This window comes from Streptococcus mitis, from assembly GCF_009496205.1.
GTDB lineage: Bacteria > Bacillota > Bacilli > Lactobacillales > Streptococcaceae > Streptococcus > Streptococcus mitis_BN.
The window spans coordinates 1-25,428 of sequence record NZ_WIJO01000014.1 but is presented as its reverse complement, the minus strand read 5'-3'; the positions used below and the strand labels follow the sequence as shown (position 1 = coordinate 25,428).

Sequence of the window (25,428 nt, the reverse complement as noted above, 5' to 3'; positions counted from 1 at the left end):
CCAGCTAAAATGTGATATAATAGTAATAATTTATTGGAATACATGAAAGTTTTTGAGAATTTTCATGTATTTCTAGTTAAGGAAGTAGGAAAAGTATGTATCCAGATGATAGTTTGACATTGCACACGGACTTGTACCAGATTAACATGATGCAGGTTTACTTTGACCAAGGGATTCACAATAAAAAGGCGGTCTTTGAGGTGTATTTCCGTCAACAGCCTTTTAAAAATGGCTATGCAGTTTTTGCAGGTTTGGAAAGAATTGTGAATTATCTTGAAGACTTGCGTTTTTCAGATAGCGATATTGCCTATTTGGAGTCGCTGGGCTATCATGGGTCATTCTTGGACTATCTCCGCAATTTCAAGTTGGAGTTGACCGTTCGTTCTGCCCAAGAAGGGGACTTGGTTTTTGCTAATGAACCGATTGTGCAGGTGGAAGGCCCTCTAGCTCAATGTCAATTGGTCGAAACGGCTCTTTTGAACATCGTCAACTACCAGACCTTGGTGGCGACTAAGGCAGCTCGTATTCGTTCAGTCATTGAAGATGAACCCTTGATGGAGTTTGGGACACGTCGGGCTCAAGAAATGGATGCAGCTATCTGGGGAACACGCGCAGCGGTGATTGGTGGTGCCAATGGAACCAGCAACGTGCGTGCTGGTAAACTCTTTGACATTCCTGTCTTGGGAACCCATGCCCATGCCTTGGTGCAGGTTTATGGTAACGACTATGAGGCTTTCAAGGCTTACGCTGCGACCCACAAAAATTGCGTTTTTCTTGTGGATACCTATGACACCCTTCGTATTGGGGTACCAGCTGCTATTCAGGTGGCGCGTGAGCTAGGCGACCAGATTAACTTTATGGGTGTACGAATTGACTCTGGGGATATTGCCTACATTTCCAAGAAAGTTCGTCAGCAACTGGACGAAGCTGGATTTACAGAGGCTAAGATTTATGCCTCAAATGACCTAGATGAAAATACTATCCTCAACCTCAAGATGCAAAAGGCTAAGATTGATGTTTGGGGTGTGGGAACTAAGCTGATTACAGCCTATGACCAGCCAGCTCTTGGAGCAGTTTATAAGATTGTAGCAATCGAAGATGAAAATGGGAACATGCGCAATACGATTAAGCTGTCTAATAATGCGGAAAAAGTGTCTACGCCAGGTAAGAAGCAGGTGTGGCGCATTACCAGTCGTGAAAAAGGTAAGTCAGAAGGAGACTATATCACTTATGATGGCGTAGATGTTGCCAGCATGACAGAAATCAAGATGTTCCATCCGACTTATACCTACATCAAGAAGACCGTTCGTAATTTTGATGCCGTGCCTCTCTTGGTGGATATTTTCAAAGACGGAAAATTGATTTACAATCTGCCTAGCTTGACTGAGATTCAGGCTTATGCCCGTAAGGAATTTGACAAGTTGTGGGATGAGTACAAGCGCGTGCTTAATCCACAGCATTATCCAGTGGATTTGGCGCGTGATGTATGGCAAGACAAGATGGACTTGATTGACAAAATGCGTAAGGAAGCCCTCGGTGAAGGAGAAGAAGAATGAGTTTGCAAGAAACGATTATCCAAGAGCTGGGTGTCAAACCTGTAATTGATAGTCAAGAAGAAATCCGTCGTTCCATTGACTTCTTAAAAAGATACCTGAAAAAACATCCCTTCCTTAAAACCTTTGTACTAGGGATTTCTGGGGGACAAGACTCAACCTTAGCAGGTCGCTTGGCCCAATTAGCCATGGAAGAAATGCGAGCTGAAACAGGGGATGATAGCTACAAATTTATAGCTGTCCGCCTGCCATACGGAGTACAAGCCGATGAAGCAGATGCTCAAAAAGCTCTAGCCTTCATCCAGCCAGATGTCAGCTTGGTAGTTAATATCAAGGAATCGGCAGATGCCATGACAGCTGCAGTTGAAGCTACAGGAAGCTCTGTTTCAGACTTCAACAAGGGCAATATCAAGGCTCGTTGCCGTATGATTGCTCAGTATGCCCTTGCTGGTTCCCATAGCGGAGCGGTCATTGGAACAGACCATGCTGCGGAAAATATTACAGGTTTCTTTACCAAGTTTGGTGACGGTGGTGCGGATATTCTCCCTCTTTACCGTCTCAATAAACGTCAAGGAAAACAACTCTTGCAGGAACTTGGGGCAGACCCAGCTCTTTATGAAAAAATCCCAACAGCAGACCTAGAAGAAGACAAACCAGGCCTAGCTGACGAAGTGGCTCTCGGAGTCACTTATGAAGAGATTGACGACTACCTAGAAGGCAAAACAATCAGCCCAGAAGCTCAAACAACTATCGAAAACTGGTGGCACAAAGGCCAACACAAACGCCACCTACCAATCACTGTTTTTGATGACTTTTGGGAGTAAAAACCTCCGGTGGAGGTTTTTACCCTGAGCCTAGAAATGAGAAAGCGAAGAAGGTCCGGTGGACCTTTTTAGCTTCTTGCCTAGAAACTGGGAAGCAAGAAAAACCTCCAGTGGAGGTTTTCGGCCTCTCATCTTGAAATAAGAAAGTGAGAGAAGGTCCAGTGGATCTTTTTAGCTTATTACCTTGAAATTAAAAAGCAAAGTAAATTTAAATTGAGGTTGGGCAGAGAATCATCTATCAGAAAGCGAGGTGGCGTCATGAAAGCAATCGGTACGCAAATATTACAGACAGATCGTTTAATCTTGCGAAGATTTTTAGAAAGTGATGCAGAAGCCATGTTTCAGAATTGGGCTTCGTCTGCTGAGAATCTAACCTACGTCACTTGGGATCCTCATCCTGATGTCGAGGTGACTCGAAACTCGATTCGTAATTGGATTGCCTCCTATGCTAATCCCAACTATTACAAATGGGCCATTTGTCTCAAAGAAAACCCAGGGCAAGTGATAGGAGATATCAGCATTGTCGAAATACACGAGGAAGATTCAAGTTGTGAAATTGGCTATGTGTTAGGCAAGGTTTACTGGGGATATGGGATTATGACAGAAGCCTTGAAAGCTGTCTTGGACTTTTGTTTTACTCAAGCAGGTTTTCAAAAAGTTAGAGCTCGATATGCCAGTCTCAATCCAGCTTCAGGTCGTGTCATGGAGAAGGCTGGAATGTCCTATCTAAAGACTATTAGCAATGGTGTAGAGAGAAAAGGCTATCTTTCGGACCTTATTTATTATCAGATAAGTAGGGAAGACTAGTGAAATTTCTTTTCAGTTTCCATCAAAGTCAGACTTTGTCTGGCTTTTTTTGCAACATTTTTTACATAACCTGATTAAATTCCTATTTTTCCCTATCATTATCCCTATTTTTTCTGGAATTTTGAGGCTATAATAGTCCTATCAAATCAAAGAATGGAGGAAGGCAATGGATAATATAATCTTTTTTATCAGTGTTTTTCTTGCTGGAATTCTTTCCTTCTTTTCTCCTTGTATCTTACCCTTGTTACCGGTCTATGCAGGGGTACTACTGGATGATAAAGATGGTGCTCAGGTTTCTAGTGGCAAATGTTCAATCTCACTTGTTAGTTTATTGCGAACTCTGGCCTTTATTGCAGGGATATCCTTTGTTTTTATCTTACTGGGATATGGAGCTGGTTTTTTAGGCAATTTGCTGTATGCTTCTTGGTTTCAGTATGTGACGGGGGTGGTTATCATTCTCTTGGGCTTGCACCAGATGGAAGTCTTACATTTTCAGGGACTCTACAAGGAAAGAAGGCTACAATTAAAGAGACAGGTACAAAAGGGTAAGGGCTATAGTCAGGCATTTTTACTGGGATTGACCTTTAGTTTTGCCTGGACGCCTTGTGTGGGTCCGGTTCTTGGCTCTGTTTTGACTTTAGCGGCTTCAGGTGGTTCAGGTGCCTGGCAGGGAGCTGGTCTCATGTTGATTTACACGCTGGGTTTGGCTCTACCATTTTTGGCTCTAGCTCTTGCCTCCAGCTATGTTTTGAAACATTTCCGAAAACTCCATCCTTATCTAGGAACCCTCAAAAAAGTGGGTGGTTTCCTCATTATCGTGATGGGAATCTTGGTGCTTTTGGGAAATGCTTCCATTTTGACTACATTATTTGAATAGAGAGGAAGAAGAAATGAAAAAATGGCAAACATGTCTCCTTGGAGTCGGCTCAATCTGTTGTTTAGCAGCCTGTTCGGCTAAAAATATGTCAGACGAAGCTACTATGAAGGAGCAAACAAAAACAGAACAAGTTAGTTCGCAAACTGCGACTAAAGGTCAGGCGGTTGCTGATTTTGAACTGACGGGAGTAGATGGTAAAACCTACCGCTTGTCTGATTACAAGGGTAAGAAAGTCTATCTCAAATTCTGGGCTTCTTGGTGTTCCATCTGTTTAGCTAGCCTTCCAGATACGGATGAAATTGCTAAGGATGCTGGTGATGACTATGTAGTTTTGACGGTAGTGTCACCTGGACACAAGGGGGAACAAGCTGAAGCAGACTTTAAGAACTGGTACAAGGGCTTGGATTATAAAAATTTCCCAGTTCTAATTGACTCATCAGGAAAACTTTTGGAAAGTTATGGTGTCCGTTCTTACCCAACTCAAGCCTTTATAGACAAGGAAGGCAAGCTAGTCAAAACGCAACCTGGTTTTATGGATAAGGATATGATTTTAAAAACATTGAAAGAAATGGGGTAGAGAAAGGTCATGAATGATAAAGTAAAATTGTTTGTTTTGGCAGGAATCTTTTTCCTAGCCATAAGCGGTTTCTATTTTCTATTGATGCGAAATACAGGGCAGACAGATAGCTCGCAAATTGAGAAAGCATCAGTTAGCCAAGGAGGAAAAACAGTGAAAAAAACAGAAGTGAGTAAAGATGCAGACTTGCACGAAATTTATCTAGCTGGGGGATGTTTCTGGGGAGTGGAGGAATATTTCTCACGCGTTCCCGGGGTGACAGATGCCGTTTCAGGCTATGCAAATGGTAGAGGGGAGACAACCAAGTACGAATTGATTAACCAAACAGGTCATGCGGAGACTGTCCATGTTACTTATGATGCCAATCAAATTTCCCTCAAGGAAATCCTGCTTCATTATTTCCGCATTATCAATCCAACTAGCAAAAATAAACAAGGAAATGATGTGGGAACCCAGTACCGTACTGGTGTTTATTACACAGATGACAAGGATTTAGAGGTGATTAACCAAGTCTTTGATGAGGTGGCTAAGAAATACGACCAACCTCTAGCAGTTGAAAAGGGGAGTCTGCAGAATTTTGTCGTGGCAGAGGATTACCACCAAGACTATCTCAAGAAAAATCCAAATGGCTACTGCCATATCAATGTCAATCAGGCAGCCTATCCTGTCATCGATGCTAGCAAATATCCTAAGCCAGGTGATGAAGAATTGAAAAAGACCCTGTCACCTGAGGAGTATGCAGTCACCCAGAAAAATCAAACAGAACGAGCTTTTTCAAACCGCTACTGGGATAAATTTGAATCTGGTATCTATGTGGATGTGGCAACTGGCGAACCCCTATTTTCATCAAAGGACAAGTTTGAGTCTGGTTGCGGATGGCCTAGTTTCACTCAACCCATCAGCCCAGATGTTGCCACCTACAAGGAAGATAAGTCCTACAATATGACACGCATGGAAGTACGGAGCCGAGTTGGAGATTCTCACCTTGGCCATGTCTTTACAGATGGGCCTCAGGACAAGGGGGGTTTGCGCTACTGTATTAATAGTCTCTCTATCCGCTTTATTCCTAAAGACCAAATGGAAGAAAAAGGATATGCTTATTTACTAGATTATGTTGATTAAGAGGGCTTTCCTAAGCAGTTAGAGGAGAATTTTGCTATACTGATACTAGTAAGTGACAAAGGAGAGAAGCATGATCTATACAATCTTAATCGTAGAAGATGAATATTTGGTAAGACAAGGCTTGACCAAGCTGGTCAATGTAGCAGCCTACGATATGGAAATCATAGGTCAGGCTGAAAATGGAAGACAGGCTTGGGAATTGATTCAACAACAAGTTCCAGATATCATTCTAACCGATATCAACATGCCTCAGCTAAATGGCATCCAGTTGGCTAGTCTGGTTCGAGAAACCTATCCTCAGGTGCATTTGGTCTTTTTAACAGGTTACGATGATTTTGATTATGCTTTGTCTGCTGTCAAACTCGGTGTGGATGACTACCTGCTTAAGCCCTTTTCTCGTCAGGATATTGAGGAAATGTTGGGGAAAATCAAGCAAAAGTTGGATAAGGAAGAAAAGGAAGAGCAATTACAAGATTTATTGATCGATAAGTTTGAGGGAAATATGGCCCAGAAAATCCAGTCCCATCTGGCTGATAGCCAGTTTAGTTTAAAGGCTTTGGCCAGTGACTTGGGCTTTAGTCCGACTTATCTGAGTTCTTTGATTAAGAAAGAGTTGGGTCTGCCTTTTCAGGATTACCTGGTGAGAGAGCGTGTCAAACAAGCTAAGCTCTTGCTTCTGACCACAGATTTAAAGATTTACGAGATAGCTGAAAAGGTTGGTTTTGAAGATATGAACTATTTTACCCAACGCTTTAAGCAGATTGCAGGTGTGACGCCTCGTCAGTTTAAGAAGGGGGAAGGTCGATGAAGCGTTCTTCTCTCCTAGTCAGAATGGTTATTTCCATCTTTCTGGTCTTTCTCATTCTCCTAGCTCTGGTTGGGACTTTCTACTATCAATCTAGTTCTTCAGCCATTGAGGCTACTATTGAGGGCAATAGCCAAACGACTATCAGTCAGACTAGCCACTTTATCCAGTCTTATATCAAAAAATTAGAAACCACCTCTACCAGTTTGACCCAGCAGACGGATGTCCTAGCCTATGCTGAGAATCCCAGTCAAGACAAGGTCAAGGGAATTCGAAGTCTGTTTTTGACTATCTTGAAGGCAGACCAGGACTTGAAAACTGTTGTGCTGGTGACTAAATCCGGTCAAGTCATTTCTACAGATGACAGTGTGCAGATGAAAACTTCCTCTGATATGATGGCTGAGGATTGGTACCAAAAGGCCATTCATCAGGGAGCTAAGCCTGTTTTGACACCAGCTCGTAAATCAGATAGTCAGTGGGTCATTTCTGTCACTCAAGAACTTGTTGATGCAAAGGGAGCTAATCTGGGCGTGCTTCGTTTGGATATTTCTTACGAAACTCTGGAAGCCTATCTTAACCAACTTCAGTTGGGTCAGCAGGGCTTTGCCTTTATCATCAATGAAAACCATGAATTTGTTTATCATCCTCAACATACAGTTTATAGTTCATCTAGCGAAATGGAGGCCATGAAACCCTATATTGAGACAGGGCATGGTTATACTCCAGACCACCGATCCTATGTCAGTCAGGAAAGGATTGCTGGAACTGATTGGACGGTGCTTGGTGTGTCTTCGTTGGAGAAGTTAGATCAGGTTCGGAGTCAACTCATGTGGACCTTGCTTGGAGCCAGTGTCACCTCTCTTCTTGCCTGTCTCTGCTTGGTGTGGCTTAGTCTTAAACGCTGGATTGCTCCTCTGAATGACTTGAGAGAAACCATGCTGGAGATTGCTTCTGGTAATCAGAATCTTCGTGCGAAGGAAACTGGTGCCCATGAACTGAGAGAAGTGACTCGTCAGTTCAATGCCATGTTGGATCAGATTGATCAGCTGATGACGGATATTCGCAGGCAGGAAGAGACGACCCGTCAGTACCAACTTCAAGCCCTATCGAGCCAGATTAATCCGCATTTCCTCTATAATACATTGGACACCATCATTTGGATGGCTGAATTTCAGGATAGTCAGCGAGTGGTTCAGGTGACCAAGTCCTTGGCGACCTATTTCCGCTTGGCGCTCAATCAGGGTAAAGATTTGATTTGCCTGTCTGACGAAATCAATCATGTCCGCCAGTATCTCTTTATCCAGAAACAACGCTATGGAGATAAGCTGGAATATGAGATTGCTGAAAATCCTGCTTTTGACAAGCTAGTCTTGCCCAAGCTGGTGTTACAACCCTTGGTGGAAAATGCTCTTTACCATGGCATTAAGGAGAAGGAAGGTCAGGGACATATTAGAGTTTCTGTTCAGAAAAAGGATTCAGGATTGGTCATCCGTATTGAGGATGATGGCGTTGGCTTCCAAACTGCTGGCGATAGTAGTCAGAGTAACCTCAAACGTGGAGGAGTAGGCCTTCAAAATGTTGACCAGCGTCTTAAACTTCATTTTGGAGAACATTACCAGATGAAGATTGATTCTGCACCCGATAAAGGAACGACGGTTGAAATATACATAAATAGAATAGAAACTAGCTAACTCCCAGTTAATTCTGGGAGTTTTATGCGTAATTGAGCAAGCTTTCTAGGTTGTCTATCTTGCTAAAAATAAGAAAAAACGATATGATAGATAATGACAAAAGAGGTATCAAGTATGAAGGAAAAAGACATTCAAAGAGAAACAAGCCAGATTGTAGAAGATGTGTTGGAAAAGGCCAATTTGAAGCAAGGATCTATCTTTGTTTTGGGCCTTTCTTCTAGTGAAGTCATAGGTGGTCAGATTGGCAAGGAATCCAGTCAAGAAATTGGCGAAATCATTGTGAAGACCATCCTAGATATCCTAGAGGAAAAAGGAATTTATCTAGCTGTTCAAGGCTGTGAACATGTCAATCGGGCTCTCGTTGTTGAACGTCAGGTTGCAGAGCAGTTTGGTCTGGAAATCGTCAGTGTCCTTCCTACTCTTCATGCAGGAGGTTCGGGTCAATTGGCAGCCTTCAAGTTTATGCAGGATCCAGTTGAGGTTGAATTTATCAAGGCTCATGCTGGATTGGATATCGGAGACACTGCAATTGGCATGCATGTCAAGCATGTTCAGGTTCCGATTCGCCCTCTTTTGAGAGAAATTGGGCATGCCCATGTAACGGCTCTTGCTAGCCGTCCAAAATTAATTGGAGGTGCGCGTGCGCATTATCCACAAGATTCTATCAGAAAGTCGTGAGAATGAAAAAAACAAAACAACAACTAGAAAAAATCACCAAATATTCGATTCGTAAGCTAACTGTTGGGGTAGGTCCTGTAGCCATCGGGGCCTTCCTTTTTGGTGCTAGTACCCTTTCAGTAGATAAGGTTCAAGCCAATGAAGTCGGCGGTGCTCATAGCGTTCATTACCGTTATTTGGCGGAGCAGGAATTGACCGAGTCTGAAAAAGCCCTGATTCACCATGAAGTTCCTACAGAATTTCAAGATGATGATATTCTTTATGTAGTTTATCGCAAGAAGGCAACTACCAGTCAACAACTTCCTTATACAGGAAGTAAGGAACTAGCTTTGGCAGGTCTTGGCTTGGCAACGGCTTCTCTAGCAGTCTTTTTGGTGTCCAAAAAAGGTCGTAGAGAAGTTCTAGGTGTTCTCTTGATTGGTTCTTTAGGAGCCAGCACCTTTGTACCTTATGGGACATTCGCATTTGAAAATAAAGAATTGCTTTCTTATAACCAAACTATTTCAGCCTCTACACATGAAGGCTTGGCTGAAGGGATTATCCATATTGATGGCTATGAATACATTGGCTACTTCAAGGAAGCAGAACTCCATCCATCAAGACCAGCTTCAGCTGAACAGACTCAGTTGCCAGTAGAGAAGCAAAGTTCAAAAGAAATCGAGAAAACTGAAGTCGTTCAAGAAAGACCTGCTGTTGCTCCAGAAACTATCGTTGAGAATCCTGTAGTAGAGAATCCAGTTGCTCCTGCTATTGAAGAAAAACCAGTTTCTGAGAAGCCTCAGACAAGACAGGAAGAGAGCTTGGTGGAGATTCCGTTTGAAACAGTCACAAATCCAGATGCGAATCTAGCAGAAGGACAGACTCGTATCGTCGCAGCTGGAGTAAAGGGTCAGCGTCGCCTTGTAAGCAAAGTTTCGATGGTCAACGGTCAAGAAGTTAGAGAAGTCATCGAAGACCAAGTAGTCCAAAATCCTGTGTCGCAAGTCATTGCAGTCGGAACTAAGAAAGAGGTGCAACCTGCTCCAACTCCAGTACCACAAGCTGAACCAAGTCACCAAGTAGCTAAAGGTACACAAGAAGAAGGTAAGACAGGACAAGCCTTAACGCAACCAGAACTTCCAGAGCCTCCGGTTGAAGCAAAAGGAACCCAAGAAGAAGGCAAGGAAGGCCAAGCTTTAACACAGCCAGAATTGCCAGAAGCTCCAGTAGAAGCAAAAGGAACTCAAGAGGAAGATAAAGCAGGCCAATCATTAACACAACCTGAAATGCCAGAAGCTCCAGTAGAAGTAAAAGGCACACAAGAGGAAGGTAAGGCAGGTCAAGCTTTAGTACAGCCAGAACTTCCTGAATATACAGAACCAGTTTCAACTAAGGGAACACAAGAAACAGGAAAAGAAGGACAAGCTACAGAGCAACCAGCAAATCCAGAATATAAAGTAACAACAGGTACAGTTGAGAAGTCTACCGAAAGTGAATTAGATTTCACAACAGAAGTTGTTCCAGACGATGCAAAATATGTAGATGAAGAAGTTGTTGAACGCGAAGGTTCTAAAGGAGTTCAAGTTACCAAAACAACTTACGAAACAGTTGAAGGTGAAGAAACAGATAAAGTCCTTTCTACAACTACAGAAGTGAAAACTCCTGCCGTTTCTAAAGTCGTTAAAAAAGGAACGAAACCACTTGAAGGAACAACAGTTGAAACAAGAGAAGAAGTCATTCCTTTTGAAACAAAAGAACAAGAAGATGACACTTTAAAACGCGGAACAAGACAGGTAGCTCAAGAAGGTGTAAACGGTAAGAAACAAATTACTGAAACCTATAAAACGATTCGTGGAGAAAAAACAAATGAAGCTCCAACAGTAGAAGAAACAGTTCTTCAAGCACCTCAAGATAAAATTATTAAGAATGGTACAAAAGGTTTAGGAAAACCAACCTTAGAATGGGCTAAAACAGAAAAAGATGTCTTGAAGAAGAGTGCTACAGCTAGTTATACATTGACTAAGCCAGCTGGAGTAGAAATCAAATCGATTAAAGTAGCTCTGAAAGATAAGACTGGACAAGTTGTTAAAGAAGTGACAGTAGAAGAAAATAAATTACAAGCTACTTTAGACAACTTGAAATATTATCAAGGCTATACATTATCCACAACGATGGTTTATGATCGTGGAGAAGGCGAAGAAACTGAAACATTAGAAGATAAAGAAATTCAGTTAGACCTTAAAAAAGTTGAAATCAAAAATATCAAAGAAACAAGCTTGATGAGTGTGGACGCTGATGGAAACGAAACAGATACTAGTTTGCTTACAGAAAAACCAGCTGATGTTGCTCCCTTATATTTGCGTGTAACCACTCATGATAACAAAACAACAAGACTTGCGGTAAGTTCTGTTGAAGAAGTTGTTGTTGATGGAAAAACATTGTACAAAGTTGTAGCAAAAGCTCCAGACTTAGTTCAACGTAGAGCTGATGATACACTAAGCGAAGAGTATGTACATTACTTTGAAAAACAATTACCAAAGATTGGAAATGTCTATTACAACTTTAAAGAACTCATTGAGGATATGCAAAAAGACCCAACTGGTGAGTTTAAACTTGGTGCAGATTTGAATGCTGCCAATGTTCCAACACCAAGTAAACAGTATGTAACAGGAACGTTTAAAGGTAAGTTGTCTAGTGATGGGGATAAGCGCTTTACAATTCATAACCTAGCGCGTCCACTATTCAACCGAGTTGAAAACGCTCATATTCATGACTTCAATCTAGGTAATGTCGATATCAACATGCCTTGGGCTAATAAGACAGCACCGCTTGGTGATATGTTTAAAAAGTCAACGATTGAAAATATTAAAGTGACAGGTAACGTAGTAGGTAACAATGATGTTACTGGTATGGTCAATAAACTGGATGAATCCAATATGCGTAATGTAGCCTTTATTGGTAACATTACAAGTGTAGGTAATGCAGGATGGTGGTCTGGTGGCCTTGTTAGCGAAAGCTGGAGAAGTAACACAGACAACTCTTACATTGATGCATATATTAAAGGGAATAAAGCTAAAGTCGGTGGCCTGGTTGCTAAATTGAATCACGGTGATAACCCAATGGACGTTAGTGCATGGGGACGTCTGAAGAATTCCGTGGCAAAAGGTACGATTGATGTGAAAGAACCTCTTGAAACAGGTGGTCTGCTTCATTCTAATTGGTCGTGGGGGCTTGCTGAAAATAACGTTACCATGATGAAAGTGAAGAATGGTGGTGAGATTCTTTACGGTTCTCGTGATGCAGAGGATGATGATTACTTTGGTGCAAACTGGGTTCGAAATAATAATGTATTCGTTAATGGTGTAAGTGAAGGTAAACAATCTTATTCTCGTTCTAGTCGTTGGAAAGGTGTTTCCCAAGAAGAAGCTGATGCAAGAATTGCTAAAATGGGAATTACTGCACATGAATATACAATAACTGAATATTTTGTAGATAAGTTAAACCATAAGGCAACAAAAGCAGATACTTACAAATCTACTCAAGATTATGACGTATCTCGTGAACTTGCTTACCGTAATATTGAAAAACTTCAACCGTTCTACAACAAAGAATGGATTGTAAATCAAGGTAATAAGATTCCTGCAGATTCTAAATTACTAAATACAGAAGTTTTATCTGTTACAGGTATGAAAGATGGACAATTTGTGACCGATTTATCAGATGCTGACCATATTATGATTCATTATGCTGATGGTACGAAAGAAGAAAAAGCTGTGTCACCTAAGGCTACATCAAACGTGGAACAAGTAAAAGAATATGGTATTACAGATTTAGGAGATGTCGTTTACACACCAAATATGGTGGTTAAAGACCGTACTCAATTACTAAGTGATATTAAAGCAAAATTAGATACAATTACTCTTGAATCTCCTGAAGTTCGTGCGATAACAGGTAATGTTGGAGCATTATATTTAGAAGAAAGTTTCGCTGAAGTTAAACAAAATCTTGATAAATTAGTGAAAGCTCTTGTTGAAAATGAAGATCATCAGTTAAATGGTGATGAAGCAGCCATCAAAGTACTTCTTAAGAAAGTAGAAGATAATAAAGCTAAAATTATGATGGCACTTACTTACCTCAATCGTTATTATGGAATTGAATATGGTGACTTGAACATTAAGAATATGATGATGTTTAAACCAGACTTCTATGGTAAAACACCAAGTGTTATTGACAGATTGATTCGAATTGGCTCGCAAGAAAAGAACTTAAAGGGTGATAGAACTCAAGATGCATATCGTGAAATTATTGCAGGAGACACTGGTAAGGGTGATTTACGTAGTTTCTTAGATTATAATATGCGTCTCTTCACAAATGATACAGATCTTAACGACTGGTTTATCCATTCAGCAAAAAATGTTTATGTTGTAGAACCTGAAACAACAAATCCAGACTTCAAAAATAAACGTCATCGTGTCTTTGATGGTCTGAATAATAATATGCATGCACGTATGATTTTACCATTATTGAACTTGAAGAAAGCACATATCTTCATGATTTCGACTTATAATACTATGGCTTATAGTTCATTTGAAAAATATGGTAAAAATACAGAAGCTGAACGTGAAGCGTTTAAAGAACGTATTAATTATGTAGCTAAAGCTCAACAAACATACTTAGATTTCTGGTCACGTCTTGCACTTCCAAGTGTTCGTGATAGACTACTTAAGAGCCAAAATATGGTTCCTACACCTGTATGGGATAATCAAGCTTATGCGGGTATTAAGGATGCTAATCGTCGTGGATATGGTACAGATGGTAAGGTAGCGACACCAATTCGTGAGTTATTTGGTCCAACAGACAGATGGCATCAAATTAATTGGAATATGGGAGCTATGGCTAAAGTTTATGGAAAACCATATGAAGATGAACAAGTTTTCTTCATGGTAACAAATATGTTAGAGGACTTTGGTATTTCAGCCTTTACACATGAAACAACTCACATAAATGACCGTATGGCATATCTTGGTGGTCATGGACATCGTCCAGGTACAGACCTTGAAGCATATGCGCAAGGTATGTTACAAACACCTGATCAATCAACATCAAATGGTGAATATGGAGCATTAGGGATTAATATGGCTTATCATCGTCAAAATGATGGAAATCAATGGTATAATCCAAATCCTGAAAAATTACAAACTCGTGAACAAATTGATCACTACATGAAGAACTACAATGATGCTCTTATGATGTTAGATCATCTTGAGGCTGATGCTGTATTACCGCAGTTAAAAGGAAATACGAGTCGCTGGTTCAAGAAAATGGATCGACAATACCGTAGTGGAAATTCAGGTCATCAGTTCGATAAAATTCGTGAATTGACAGAGGATGAGAAAAAAGTAGCAATCAATACTATTGATGATTTAATTACTAATAACCTAATGACGAAACATGGTGCTCCTGGTGATGGTACTTATAATCCAACGGACTTCAGTTCTGCTTATGTCAATATGAACATGATGACTGGTATCTATGGTGGAAATACAAGTACAGGTGCTCCTGGTGCGGCATCATTTAAACATAATACATTCCGTATGTGGGGTTACTTCGGATACGAAAATGGATTTGTTGGATATGCTTCTAGTAAGTATCAAGATGCAGCTAATAAAGAAAATAATAAGCTATTAGGTGATGACTTCATTATCAAGAAAGTATCTAATAACAGATTTAGTACTCTTGAAGAATGGAAGAAAGCTTATTATCAAGAAGTGAAAGCAAAAGCTGACAAAGGATTTACTGCAATTGAAATTGATGGTAAACAAATTACTAATTATGCTGAGCTAAAAGTCTTATTTGATAAGGCGGTTGAGGCTGACTTAGCAGGTGGAGGAACAGCTAAAACTGTAGAGCTTAAATCAAAAGTCTTTAAAGCACTTCTTAAGAATACTGATGGATTCACAGGAAATCTTTTTAAAGCATAAATTGTATTAAATAGATGAGTAAAAAGGTAGATTAAGTTTTTCTTGATTTACCTTTTTATGCTATACTTAAGCTATGCATAGAAAAACAGTGATTGATTTTAGGGATTTGGGGGAGAGATACACCTTCACTCAGCCTATCAAAGAGTTAAAAACGAGAGATTTAGCAGAAGTGGCGGACTTGCTGGCACAAGTGGAAAGCTACCAAAAGAAGGGCTATTATGTGGTGGGCTATGTTAGCTACGAGGCTGCACCCGCTTTTGAAGAGAAACTAGCAGTTCACAAGGCACCTTTATTGGACGAGTATTTACTGTATTTTACTGTTCACGATAGGGTGGAGACCTCCCCTATTCCTCTGACTTATGATGAGGTTGATTTGCCTTCAAATTGGCAGGAAGTGACGTCTGAAGCAGAATATGAAAAGGCGATTGCACAGATACATCATCATTTGCGGCAGGGAGACACCTATCAGGTCAACTACACCGTCCAACTCAAGCAAAAATTAAGTGCCAATCCTTTTGCCATCTACAATCGTATGGTAGTAGAGCAGGAGGCGGGCTACAATGCTTATGTTGAACATGACGAGATGGCAGTGATTTCCATGAGCCCAGAGCTCTTTTTTGAGCAAAATGACCGTGAGTTGACAACGCGACCAATGAAGGGAACGACTCAGCGTGGAGTGACTGACCAAGAAGATTTAGAACAGGCTAGCTGGTTGGAGCAGGATCCCAAAAATCGCTCTGAAAATATGATGATTGTGGACCTCTTGCGCAATGATATGAACCGTATTTCTGAAGTGGGGAGTGAGCATGTGGAGCGTTTGTGTCAGGTAGAACAGTATTCAACTGTTTGGCAGATGACTTCAACCATCAAGAGTCAGTTGCGAGAGGATGTTGACCTTGTTGAAATCTTTCGCTCTCTCTTTCCTTGTGGATCTATAACGGGTGCACCGAAAATTGCGACTATGGAAATCATTAAGAACTTGGAGCCACAACCACGCGGAGTCTACTGTGGAACGATTGGTCTTTTACTTCCAAATGGGCGACGAATTTTTAATGTTGCTATCCGGACTATTCAACTGTATCAAGGGAAAGCCATCTATGGAGTTGGCGGAGGAATTACATGGGATAGCACATGGGAATCTGAATACCGCGAGGTTCATCAAAAGGCAGCAGTTCTCTATCGTAAACAAGCTCGCTTCCAACTGATTACAACTGGAAAAATTAGCCAAAAACAACTGCTGTTTGAAGAGCAACATATAGAAAGACTGAGAAAAGCAAGTCGGTATTTTGCATATCCTTTTGATGCAGAAGACTTGAAACAAAAGATAGAGGAAGAGTGTCATGCTTGTGATGTTCATCAAGACTATCGTTTGCGAATTAGTCTCAGCAAGTCTGGAGAGATAGAACTCAGTCGTCAAGTATTGACACTCCTTAGTCCGAGCTTCTGTCAAGCACAACTTTGCCTGCAGGAAGCAGATTTGAATCATGAATTTACCTATTTTAAAACGACTCATAGACCACATTTGATCCTAGGGGAACAAGAGAAGATTTACTACAATAAGTCAGGAGAACTGCTTGAAACCTCTATTGGAAATTTGGTTCTGAAAATCGCTGGAAAGCTCTATACACCGCCAGTCCGACTTGGCATCTTACCGGGAATTTACCGTCAGCATTTGCTGGAAACAGGACAGGCAGAAGAGAGAGTCTTGACCTTGGCAGATTTTGCCCAAGCAGAAGCCATCTATGGCTGTAACGCGGTGAGGGGCTTGTATGAATTGTCAGTAAAGGAGAGCTAAATGAAACTAATATTTTTACATGGATTAGGCCAGTCAGCGGAGAGTTGGAAGGAAGTGCAGGAGTTACTTGCGGATTATCCCTCTGAAGCCCTCGACTTATTCCCTACGGGAATTACTAGCTATCAAGAAGCCAAGGAGCGCATTTATCAGCACTTGTCAGAGGAGACAGAACCTTTTGTCCTAATCGGTTTGTCCTTAGGAGCTGCACTTACATTAGAGCTGTCAAGTTATGATTTACCAAATCTTCAAGGTTTAGTTTTGTCAGGTTGCCCTCTGAAATTAGCTGGAAATATCTTATTTAAAATCCAGTTGATGATTTTTAAACTACTTCCAAAAAGTTTTTTTGAAAAACGGGGAGCAAACAAAGCTCTTATGGTCGGAGTTTCTGAGGAATTGAAGACACTTGATTTAACAGATATATCAAGAACTTGTCCTTATCCAACCTTACTAATTTGTGGTAGCAAAGATAAACCGAATCTTAGTTCTATGAGAAGTATTCATAAACTAATATCAGAATCCCAATTTCAGATTATCCCAGACGGCCCTCATGTTTTGAATAAGGAAAAACCAAAAGAGTTTGCAGAAATAACCAGAAGTTTCCTTGAATTGCTGAAATAAGTTTGATAAAATACTATTGAAATCGATATCATAATTATGGGAGAAAAAATGAACAAACGTCTATTTTTAAAAATGAGTCTAGCTAGCTTGCCAGTTTTAGCCTTGTTTTCACAACCTGTGTTAGCAGAAGAAAATATTCATTTTTCTAGTTGTAAAGAGGCTTGGGCGAATGGATACGCGGATATTCATAAGGGAGAACCTGGTTATTCTGCCAAGTTAGACCGAGATCATGATGGTGTGGCCTGTGAATTGAAAAATGCCCCAAAAGGTGCTTTCAAAGCAAAACAAGAGACTACAACTCAAACTGATACAAGTTCAGCAACAGCAAGTGGCTGGGTTAAGCAGGATGGTGCTTGGTACTACTTTGATGGAAATGGAAATCCAGTGAAAAACGTTTGGCAGGGAAATTATTACCTGAAAGAAGATGGTCAAATGGCCCAGAGCGAATGGATTTATGACTCTTCTTATCAAGCTTGGTATTATTTGAAATCAGATGGTTCTTATGCTCGCAATGCATGGCAAGGAGCTTATTACCTTAAATCAAACGGTAAAATGGCACAAGGTGAGTGGGTCTATGATTCTTCTTACCAAGCCTGGTATTACTTAAAATCAGATGGTTCTTATGCTCGCAATGCATGGCAAGGAAACTACTATTTGAAATCAGATGGTAAAATGGCTAAAAATGAGCGAGTTGATGGAGGTCGCTACTACGTAGATGCTTCAGGTCTATGGAAACCATAAGTAAGGATAAAATCTAGAAAGTTAATGCAAACCTTTGCACAAATCTAACGATTTTGTTATACTAGTACTGTAAGCATTTTCAATTAAAAAGGAGAATATGATGAGTCAAAAGATTATTGGGATTGACCTTGGTGGAACTTCTATCAAATTTGCAATCTTAACAACAGCAGGAGAAATCCAAGAAAAATGGTCTATCAAGACTAATATTTTGGATGAGGGAAGTCATATCGTTGATGATATGATTGAGTCTATTCAACATCGCTTGGACTTGCTTGGATTGGCAGCAGCAGACTTCCAAGGTATTGGGATGGGATCACCAGGTGTGGTTGACCGTGAAAAAGGAACTGTTATCGGTGCCTACAACCTCAACTGGAAAACCCTTCAACCAATTAAAGAAAAGATTGAAAAAGCCTTGGGCATTCCATTTTTCATCGATAATGATGCCAACGTGGCCGCTCTCGGTGAGCGCTGGATGGGTGCTGGTGATAACCAACCAGATGTTGTCTTTATGACACTCGGTACTGGTGTTGGTGGCGGTATCGTCGCTGAAGGCAAATTGCTTCACGGTGTGGCTGGTGCAGCAGGTGAGCTTGGCCACATCACTGTTGACTTTGACCAACCAATTGCATGTACTTGCGGTAAGAAAGGTTGCCTTGAGACAGTCGCTTCAGCAACAGGGATTGTCAACTTGACTCGTCGTTATGCTGATGAATACGAAGGTGATGCAGCCTTGAAACGCTTGATTGATAACGGAGAAGAAGTAACTGCTAAGACTGTCTTTGATTTGGCAAAAGAAGGAGACGACCTTGCTTTGATCGTTTACCGTAACTTCTCACGTTACTTGGGAATCGCTTGTGCTAACATTGGTTCAATCCTAAACCCATCAACCATCGTTATCGGTGGTGGTGTATCAGCTGCAGGAGAATTCCTTCTACAAGGTGTTCAAAAGGTTTACGACGAAAATACCTTCCCACAAGTACGCACAACAACTAAATTGGCTCTTGCAACTCTAGGAAATGACGCTGGAGTTATCGGAGCAGCATCACTTGTATTGCAATAAAATAATAAAAGGAGAAAAACACTACTTTAAATCGAGTGATTTTCCTCCTTTCTTTTTTTATGCTATACTAGTTAGGACAATAAATGAGGTGAGAGTAAATGACAAAAGCAGATACGATTTTTAAAGAAAATATTGAACGAATCCTCAAAGACGGTGTCTTTTCAGAGCAGGCTCGTCCCAAGTACAAGGATGGAACCGTTGCCAACTCCAAGTATGTAACGGGTGCCTTTGCAGAGTATGACTTAGCAAAAGGGGAATTCCCCATCACAACCTTGCGTCCTATTGCCATCAAATCCGCAATCAAGGAAGTGCTCTGGATTTACCAAGACCAGTCAAATAGCCTAGACGTGCTTAATGACAAGTACAATGTTCACTACTGGAATGACTGGGAAGTGGGAGATACGGGAACTATTGGTGAGCGTTACGGGGCGGTCGTTAAGAAACACGACATCATCAATAAGCTTCTCAAGCAGTTGGAAGCCAACCCTTGGAACCGCCGCAATATTATCTCTCTCTGGGATTATCAAGCTTTTGAGGAGACGGACGGCCTCCTCCCATGTGCCTTTCAGACCATGTTTGATGTCCGCCGTGTAGATGGAGAAATCTATCTGGATGCGACCTTGACGCAACGATCGAATGATATGCTGGTGGCCCACCACATCAATGCTATGCAGTATGTGGCTCTTCAAATGATGATTGCCAAACATTTCGGCTGGAAGGTTGGGAAGTTCTTCTACTTTATCAACAACCTCCATATCTATGATAATCAATTTGAACAAGCTCAGGAATTGCTTCGTCGGGAGCCGTCAAACTGCCAACCACGTTTGGTTTTGAATGTGCCAGATAAAACCAACTTCTTTGATATCAAAGCAGAAGACTTTGAGTTGGTGGATTATGACCCTGTCAAGCCACAGTTGAAGTTTGACCTAGCTATTTAAAAGAATAGAAAAAAGAAGTTGAGACAATAAATCCCAACTTCTTTTGTTTTTTAACGTGATACGCGGCGACGAGCTGCTTTTTTACGGTTTTCTTCGATGAAAGCTGCTTTTTGCTCTTCTGGTTCAATCACTTTCTTTTTAAATGCGTATACTGCACCTGCAACTGCAGCGACAGTTCCTGCGACACCTGTTACAAGACCTTTAGCGAATCCTTTAGCCATGAGTCTTCCTCCTTTATATTCTATACCAGCCAGCCTCCTCAAGAGGTCACATTTTTCTGACTGACCTTTTTGTGTTATAATAATAGTAACGAAAAAATGGGAATTTTTCAAGGAAAAAAGATGAAAACAAAAATAATTGTGATTGTTGGACCGACTGCTGTTGGAAAGACGGCTCTAGCTATTGAAGTGGCCGAGCGTTTTAATGGCGAAGTGGTTAGTGGAGATAGCCAGCAAGTCTATCGAGGACTTGATATTGGGACGGCTAAGGCTAGTCCAGAAGAGCAGGCAGCTGTTCCTCATCATTTAATTAATGTTAGAGAGGTAACCGAGTCTTACTCGGCTTTTGATTTTGTTTCAGAAGCTAAGATGGCTATTGAGGAAATTCATAGTCGTGGCAAGCTTGCCATTATCGCTGGTGGAACAGGACTTTACATACAGAGTCTACTAGAAGGATATCATCTCGGTGGAGAGACACCACATGAGGAAATTTTAGCTTACCGAGCTAGTTTAGAACCTTTTTCAGATGAGGAGTTAGCCCATCTGGTAGAGCAAGCAGGTCTTGAAATTCCCCAGTTTAATCGTCGGCGCGCTATGCGTGCCTTGGAAATCGCCCATTTTGGTCAGGATTTAGAAAATCAAGAGACCTTGTATGAACCATTGATTATCTGCTTGGATGATGAACGCAGTCAATTATATGAACGAATCAATCATCGAGTGGATTTGATGTTTGAGGCTGGGCTTTTAGATGAGGCCGAGTGGCTTTTTGACCATTACCCGGATGTGCAGGCTGCTAAAGGCATTGGCTACAAGGAACTCTTTCCGTATTTCCGTGGAGATCAGACCTTGGAGGAAGCCAGTGAGAGTCTCAAACAGGCGACTCGTCGTTTTGCCAAGCGTCAGCTAACTTGGTTCCGTAATCGCATGCAGGTCACCTTTTATCAGATTGGAGAAGCTGGTGTGCAAGACCGCATTTTAAGCCAGATAGAGGAGTTTTTAGATGATTGATACGGAAAAAAAAGAGGAGCGAGTCCTGCTCATTGGTGTGGAATTGCAGGGCATGGACAATTTTGACCTCTCCATGGAAGAATTGGCCAGTCTAGCTAAGACAGCTGGGGCAGTCGTTGTAGATAGTTACAGACAGAAACGTGAAAAATATGATTCCAAGACCTTCGTCGGCTCTGGTAAGTTGGAAGAAATTGCACTCATGGTAGATGCAGAAGAAATCACCACTGTCATCGTCAACAACCGTCTGACCCCAAGGCAAAATGTCAATCTAGAGGAAGTTCTGGGTGTTAAGGTCATTGACTGTATGCAGTTGATTTTGGATATCTTTGCTATGCGAGCTCGAAGCCATGAAGGGAAGCTCCAAGTCCACCTAGCCCAGCTCAAATATCTCTTGCCCCGCTTGGTTGGTCAGGGGATTATGCTCAGTCGTCAGGCAGGGGGAATTGGTTCCCGTGGACCTGGTGAAAGCCAGCTGGAGCTGAACCGTCGTAGCGTTCGCAACCAAATCACAGATATCGAGCGCCAGCTCAAGGTGGTTGAGAAAAATCGGGCGACTGTCAGAGAAAAACGTCTGGAGTCTAGCACCTTTAAGATTGGTTTGATTGGTTATACCAATGCTGGGAAGTCAACTATCATGAACACCTTAACCAGTAAGACCCAGTATGAGGCTGACGAACTCTTTGCGACTCTGGACGCGACGACTAAGAGTATTCATCTAGGGGGCAATCTTCAAGTAACTTTGACAGATACAGTGGGCTTTATCCAAGATTTGCCGACAGAGTTGGTGTCCAGTTTCAAGTCAACCTTGGAAGAAAGCAAGTATGTAGACCTTCTGGTTCATGTTATCGATGCCAGCAATCCTTACCATGAGGAGCATGAAAAAACAGTTCTTTCCATCATGAAAGACCTGGACATGGAAGATATTCCTCGTCTGACACTTTATAATAAAGCGGATTTGGTGGAGGATTTCACGCCTACCCAAACGCCTTATGCCCTCATTTCTGCCAAGTCTGAGGATAGTCGTGAGAACTTGCAGGCACTATTTTTAGAGAAAATCAAGGATATTTTTGAATCCTTTACCCTGCGCGTGCCTTTTTCAAAGTCCTACAAGATTCATGATTTGGAAAGTGTTGCGATTCTGGAAGAACGTGATTATCAGGAGGACGGCGAAGTCATTACAGGCTACATTTCTGAGAAAAACAAATGGAGGTTAGAAGAATTTTATGACTGATATCAAAACTTTGGCTCTAAAATATGGGGGCTATACAAGTCTGGATAAGGTCTATCTGGATCAGCTTCTAGCTGGCAAGACAGAGCAGGAGCAGTTGGCACTGATCACTCCTCCGCCCAGTGTAGTCAATGCTTACTTTGCAGAACTCTACCAGAAAAAGAGTCCTGAGGCTGCGACGGATTATTTTGCAGAACTAAGTCAGGAACTGAATCTTTACAATACTGAGCCGAGTTTCACCCTAGAAAACAAGCCTTTTATTCGACTTAATCTGTCTGGAAAATCCTTTGGTTTTTGTTATGAGAGTGAGGGTCTGGGTAGAATTTTCTCTGAAAATAAAGAGGTAATCTCAGATGACTTGCTCTTTGAAATTGCGCAAATTTTCCCCCATCAACTGATCTTTGAGGAGTCTGGCAAGATTTACATGAAGGCTGTCGGAGAAGAGGAAGTCGTCTCTGTTGAAAGTTTAACTCCTTTAACGGATTTAGAAACCTTGGCAGATGGTCGCAAGCGTCTTAAAGGTTACAGCCAAGAGGAGTTATTACAAGAAGCTACTGCTTTTTCTGGCAAGCACTATTTCCGATCGGAAAATCGCACAGCCATGTTATATATTGATTAATTAGAAAGTATCGAATGGATATTCAATTTTTAGGAACGGGGGCTGGCCAGCCCTCTAAAGCCCGCAACGTTTCAAGTCTCGCCCTGAAACTTTTGGACGAGATTAACGAAGTCTGGCTCTTTGACTGTGGAGAAGGTACGCAAAATCGCATCCTGGAAACCACGATTCGACCACGTAAGGTCAGCAAAATCTTTATCACCCACCTGCATGGAGACCACATTTTTGGCTTACCAGGTTTCCTTTCTAGTCGAGCCTTTCAGGCTAATGAAGAGCAGACGGATTTGGAAATCTATGGACCTCAAGGGATCAAGTCCTTTGTCTTAACCAGCCTTCGTGTGTCAGGTTCGCGCCTGCCTTACCGTATTCATTTTCATGAGTTTGACCAAGATTCTTTAGGAAAAATCCTTGAGACCGATAAATTCACGGTGTATGCTGAGGAGTTGGATCACACTATTTTCTGTGTTGGCTATCGTGTTATCCAAAAGGATTTAGAAGGAACTTTGGATGCTGAAAAACTCAAAGCTGCTGGCGTCCCATTTGGCCCGCTTTTTGGAAAAATCAAAAACGGTCAGGATGTTGTTCTAGAAGATGGCAGAGAAATCAAGGCAGCTGACTATATCTCAGCTCCTCGTCCTGGTAAGATTATCACTATTCTTGGAGACACTAGAAAAACCAATGCCAGTGTGCGTCTGGCTGTCAATGCTGATGTCTTGGTTCATGAGTCGACTTATGGCAAGGGTGATGAAAAAATTGCCCGCAATCATGGTCACTCAACCAACATGCAGGCAGCGGAGGTCGCAGTAGAAGCAGGTGCCAAACGCCTTCTGCTCAACCACATCAGTGCGCGTTTTCTCTCAAAAGATATCAGCAAGCTCAAGAAAGATGCTGCAACGATTTTTGAAAACGTTCATGTGGTCAAAGACCTAGAAGAAGTGGAAATCTAGAATCTCGAGAAAGGAAAAGTATGTCTACGATTCTTATTACGGGCGCCAGTGGTGGTCTAGCCCAAGAAATGGTCAAACTCTTGCCAGAAGACCAGCTTATCTTGCTTGGTCGAGATAAGGAAAAATTAGCCCAACTCTACGGAAATCATCCCCATGCAGAATTGATTGAAATCGATATTACCGATGATTCAGCTCTAGAAACTCTGGTAGCAGACCTCTATCTCCGCTATGGCAAGATTGATGTCTTGATTAACAACGCTGGTTACGGGATTTTTGAGGAATTTGATCAGATTTCTGACAAAGATATTCACCAGATGTTTGAGGTCAATACCTTTGCTTTGATGAATCTATCTCGTCGTTTTGCAGCTCGTATGAAGGAAAGTAGAAAAGGGCATATCATAAACATCGTCAGTATGGCAGGTTTGATCGCTACTGGCAAGTCCAGCCTTTACTCAGCGACCAAGTTTGCGGCTATTGGTTTTTCAAATGCTCTGCGCCTCGAACTGATGCCCTATGGAGTCTATGTGACAACGGTCAATCCAGGGCCAATCCGCACAGGATTTTTTGACCAAGCCGACCCAGATGGTACCTATCTCAAGTCGGTTGAACGCTTCCTGTTGAAACCAGATGCAGTGGCTAAAAAGATTGTCAAGATTATAGGAAAAAACAAACGAGAACTCAATCTACCGATGTTGTTGCACCTAGCCCATAAGTTTTACACCCTCTTTCCCAAGCTAGCAGATAAGTTGGCAGGGGAAACTTTTAACTATAAATAGAAGAAGTTCCTTTCAAAGGGACTTTTTTACTTTTTTAATTTAAATGTTAATGAATGCTTTTCTTTTAAAACTACATTCAGTTTTTTTAATTCTTCTACAAATTTTAGAAAAAACAATCAAAAGCTAAATTCCCAAACTAACTTCCACCGCTGGTAAAAGTGGAAGTTAGTCTGATAAAAATCGTAAAAACCAGTGGAAATCCGTGTCAGGGTAAGTTCCACTGGTTTTACTAATGCTTGATTTCATCGCTTTTGTAACCAAAATGAATCAAAAAAAAGAGCGCACAAAATCCCCTCATCTGAAAGCGTTTCAGATTAAGTTCCGCTATGGTGGAAGTTAGTGTGAGACGTTTGAATGGGGTTGAAGGTTAATTTTTAGAACGAGTAATGTAGCAAACTGACAGACGTCTTCTGCAGGTATTTTAGAAATACCAAGAAGCTTAGGAATCTCTTCTCTGTAAGAAAAAGCAAGGAGTTCATGGGCTGACTTTCCATTCAAAGCAGCGCGTTTGACACTGTTGACATGCGAACAAACGAGATTAATGTCCTCTTGAGTTAAGTTGTCAAAAGAAGTTCCCTTTGGTAGAATA

At 41.5% G+C, this 25,428-nt stretch carries 21 protein-coding genes and 1 pseudogene; 20 read left to right on the top strand and 2 right to left on the bottom strand.

Annotation, left to right across the window (positions count from 1 at the left end; genetic code table 11):
• Nucleotides 1–95: 95 nt before the first annotated feature.
• From GEZ85_RS03765 to GEZ85_RS03695, 15 genes are all read left to right on the top strand, one after another.
• Complete coding sequence (locus GEZ85_RS03765; RefSeq protein ID WP_153209523.1) at nt 96–1,556, top strand: nicotinate phosphoribosyltransferase; 1,461 nt, start codon at nt 96–98, stop codon at nt 1,554–1,556.
• On the top strand, nt 1,553–2,377 hold the full coding sequence (gene nadE / locus GEZ85_RS03760; protein ID WP_153209525.1) for an ammonia-dependent NAD(+) synthetase: 825 nt from the start codon (nt 1,553–1,555) through the stop codon (nt 2,375–2,377). The genes GEZ85_RS03765 and nadE overlap by 4 nt, the downstream gene beginning before the upstream one ends.
• 258 nt (nt 2,378–2,635) lie before the next feature.
• Nucleotides 2,636–3,184: a GNAT family N-acetyltransferase gene (locus GEZ85_RS03755; protein WP_153209527.1), complete on the top strand. Its 549-nt coding sequence runs from the start codon at nt 2,636–2,638 to the stop codon at nt 3,182–3,184.
• A 166-nt stretch (nt 3,185–3,350) separates the two neighbouring features.
• Nucleotides 3,351–4,061: a thiol-disulfide oxidoreductase-associated membrane protein CcdA2 gene (ccdA2, locus tag GEZ85_RS03750; protein ID WP_153209529.1), complete on the top strand. Its 711-nt coding sequence runs from the start codon at nt 3,351–3,353 to the stop codon at nt 4,059–4,061.
• A gap of 13 nt (nt 4,062–4,074) precedes the next feature.
• Nucleotides 4,075–4,638 (top strand): redoxin family protein, encoded by a 564-nt coding sequence (locus tag GEZ85_RS03745; RefSeq protein WP_125455087.1) that lies wholly within the window; start codon nt 4,075–4,077, stop codon nt 4,636–4,638.
• A 9-nt stretch (nt 4,639–4,647) separates the two neighbouring features.
• Nucleotides 4,648–5,760: a peptide-methionine (R)-S-oxide reductase MsrB gene (gene msrB / locus GEZ85_RS03740; RefSeq protein WP_153209531.1), complete on the top strand. Its 1,113-nt coding sequence runs from the start codon at nt 4,648–4,650 to the stop codon at nt 5,758–5,760.
• A 70-nt stretch (nt 5,761–5,830) separates the two neighbouring features.
• Nucleotides 5,831–6,568 (top strand): response regulator transcription factor, encoded by a 738-nt coding sequence (locus GEZ85_RS03735; RefSeq protein ID WP_153209534.1) that lies wholly within the window; start codon nt 5,831–5,833, stop codon nt 6,566–6,568.
• Nucleotides 6,565–8,256, top strand: a complete 1,692-nt coding sequence (locus GEZ85_RS03730) for a cache domain-containing sensor histidine kinase (RefSeq protein WP_153209536.1) — start codon at nt 6,565–6,567, stop codon at nt 8,254–8,256. The genes GEZ85_RS03735 and GEZ85_RS03730 overlap by 4 nt, the downstream gene beginning before the upstream one ends.
• Before the next feature lie 114 nt (nt 8,257–8,370).
• Entirely contained in the window at nt 8,371–8,934 is a 564-nt protein-coding gene (locus GEZ85_RS03725; protein WP_194251509.1) for a TIGR01440 family protein, read from the top strand.
• A 2-nt stretch (nt 8,935–8,936) separates the two neighbouring features.
• Nucleotides 8,937–14,894 (top strand): ZmpA/ZmpB/ZmpC family metallo-endopeptidase, encoded by a 5,958-nt coding sequence (locus GEZ85_RS03720; RefSeq protein ID WP_153209540.1) that lies wholly within the window; start codon nt 8,937–8,939, stop codon nt 14,892–14,894.
• Between the two features lie 73 nt (nt 14,895–14,967).
• Complete coding sequence (gene pabB / locus GEZ85_RS03715; protein ID WP_153209542.1) at nt 14,968–16,689, top strand: aminodeoxychorismate synthase component I; 1,722 nt, start codon at nt 14,968–14,970, stop codon at nt 16,687–16,689.
• Complete coding sequence (locus tag GEZ85_RS03710; protein WP_125393613.1) at nt 16,690–17,307, top strand: alpha/beta fold hydrolase; 618 nt, start codon at nt 16,690–16,692, stop codon at nt 17,305–17,307.
• Between the two features lie 48 nt (nt 17,308–17,355).
• A complete protein-coding gene (locus GEZ85_RS03705; RefSeq protein ID WP_153209544.1) occupies nt 17,356–18,048 on the top strand; it encodes an excalibur calcium-binding domain-containing protein in 693 nt (230 codons plus the stop codon).
• 100 nt (nt 18,049–18,148) lie between these two features.
• Complete coding sequence (locus GEZ85_RS03700; RefSeq protein ID WP_020902451.1) at nt 18,149–19,108, top strand: ROK family glucokinase; 960 nt, start codon at nt 18,149–18,151, stop codon at nt 19,106–19,108.
• Between the two features lie 98 nt (nt 19,109–19,206).
• A complete protein-coding gene (locus GEZ85_RS03695; RefSeq protein ID WP_042750919.1) occupies nt 19,207–20,046 on the top strand; it encodes a thymidylate synthase in 840 nt (279 codons plus the stop codon).
• Nucleotides 20,047–20,096: 50 nt separating this feature from the next.
• On the opposite strand, the gene GEZ85_RS03690 is transcribed toward GEZ85_RS03695, so the two are convergent.
• Nucleotides 20,097–20,267: a DUF3042 family protein gene (locus GEZ85_RS03690; protein WP_001051780.1), complete on the bottom strand. Its 171-nt coding sequence runs from the start codon at nt 20,265–20,267 to the stop codon at nt 20,097–20,099.
• A 120-nt stretch (nt 20,268–20,387) separates the two neighbouring features.
• Here GEZ85_RS03690 and miaA point away from each other — a divergent pair, with 120 nt between their 5' ends.
• The 5 genes from miaA to GEZ85_RS03665 are packed head-to-tail and all read left to right on the top strand — an operon-like array spanning nt 20,388 to nt 24,839.
• Nucleotides 20,388–21,272: a tRNA (adenosine(37)-N6)-dimethylallyltransferase MiaA gene (miaA, locus tag GEZ85_RS03685; protein WP_153209546.1), complete on the top strand. Its 885-nt coding sequence runs from the start codon at nt 20,388–20,390 to the stop codon at nt 21,270–21,272.
• Nucleotides 21,265–22,503, top strand: a complete 1,239-nt coding sequence (gene hflX / locus GEZ85_RS03680; RefSeq protein WP_153209548.1) for a GTPase HflX — start codon at nt 21,265–21,267, stop codon at nt 22,501–22,503. The genes miaA and hflX overlap by 8 nt, the downstream gene beginning before the upstream one ends.
• Entirely contained in the window at nt 22,496–23,119 is a 624-nt protein-coding gene (locus GEZ85_RS03675; protein ID WP_153209550.1) for a cystathionine beta-lyase, read from the top strand. Before hflX ends, GEZ85_RS03675 begins: the two co-directional genes overlap by 8 nt.
• Nucleotides 23,120–23,133: 14 nt before the next feature.
• Nucleotides 23,134–24,063, top strand: coding sequence for a ribonuclease Z (gene rnz, locus GEZ85_RS03670; RefSeq protein ID WP_153209552.1), 930 nt, complete (start codon nt 23,134–23,136; stop codon nt 24,061–24,063).
• Nucleotides 24,064–24,083: 20 nt separating this feature from the next.
• Complete coding sequence (locus tag GEZ85_RS03665) at nt 24,084–24,839, top strand: SDR family NAD(P)-dependent oxidoreductase (RefSeq protein ID WP_153209555.1); 756 nt, start codon at nt 24,084–24,086, stop codon at nt 24,837–24,839.
• Nucleotides 24,840–25,175: 336 nt separating this feature from the next.
• On the opposite strand, the pseudogene GEZ85_RS03660 reads toward GEZ85_RS03665, so the two are convergent.
• Nucleotides 25,176–25,428, bottom strand: a pseudogene (locus tag GEZ85_RS03660) (hypothetical protein); the annotation flags it as partial.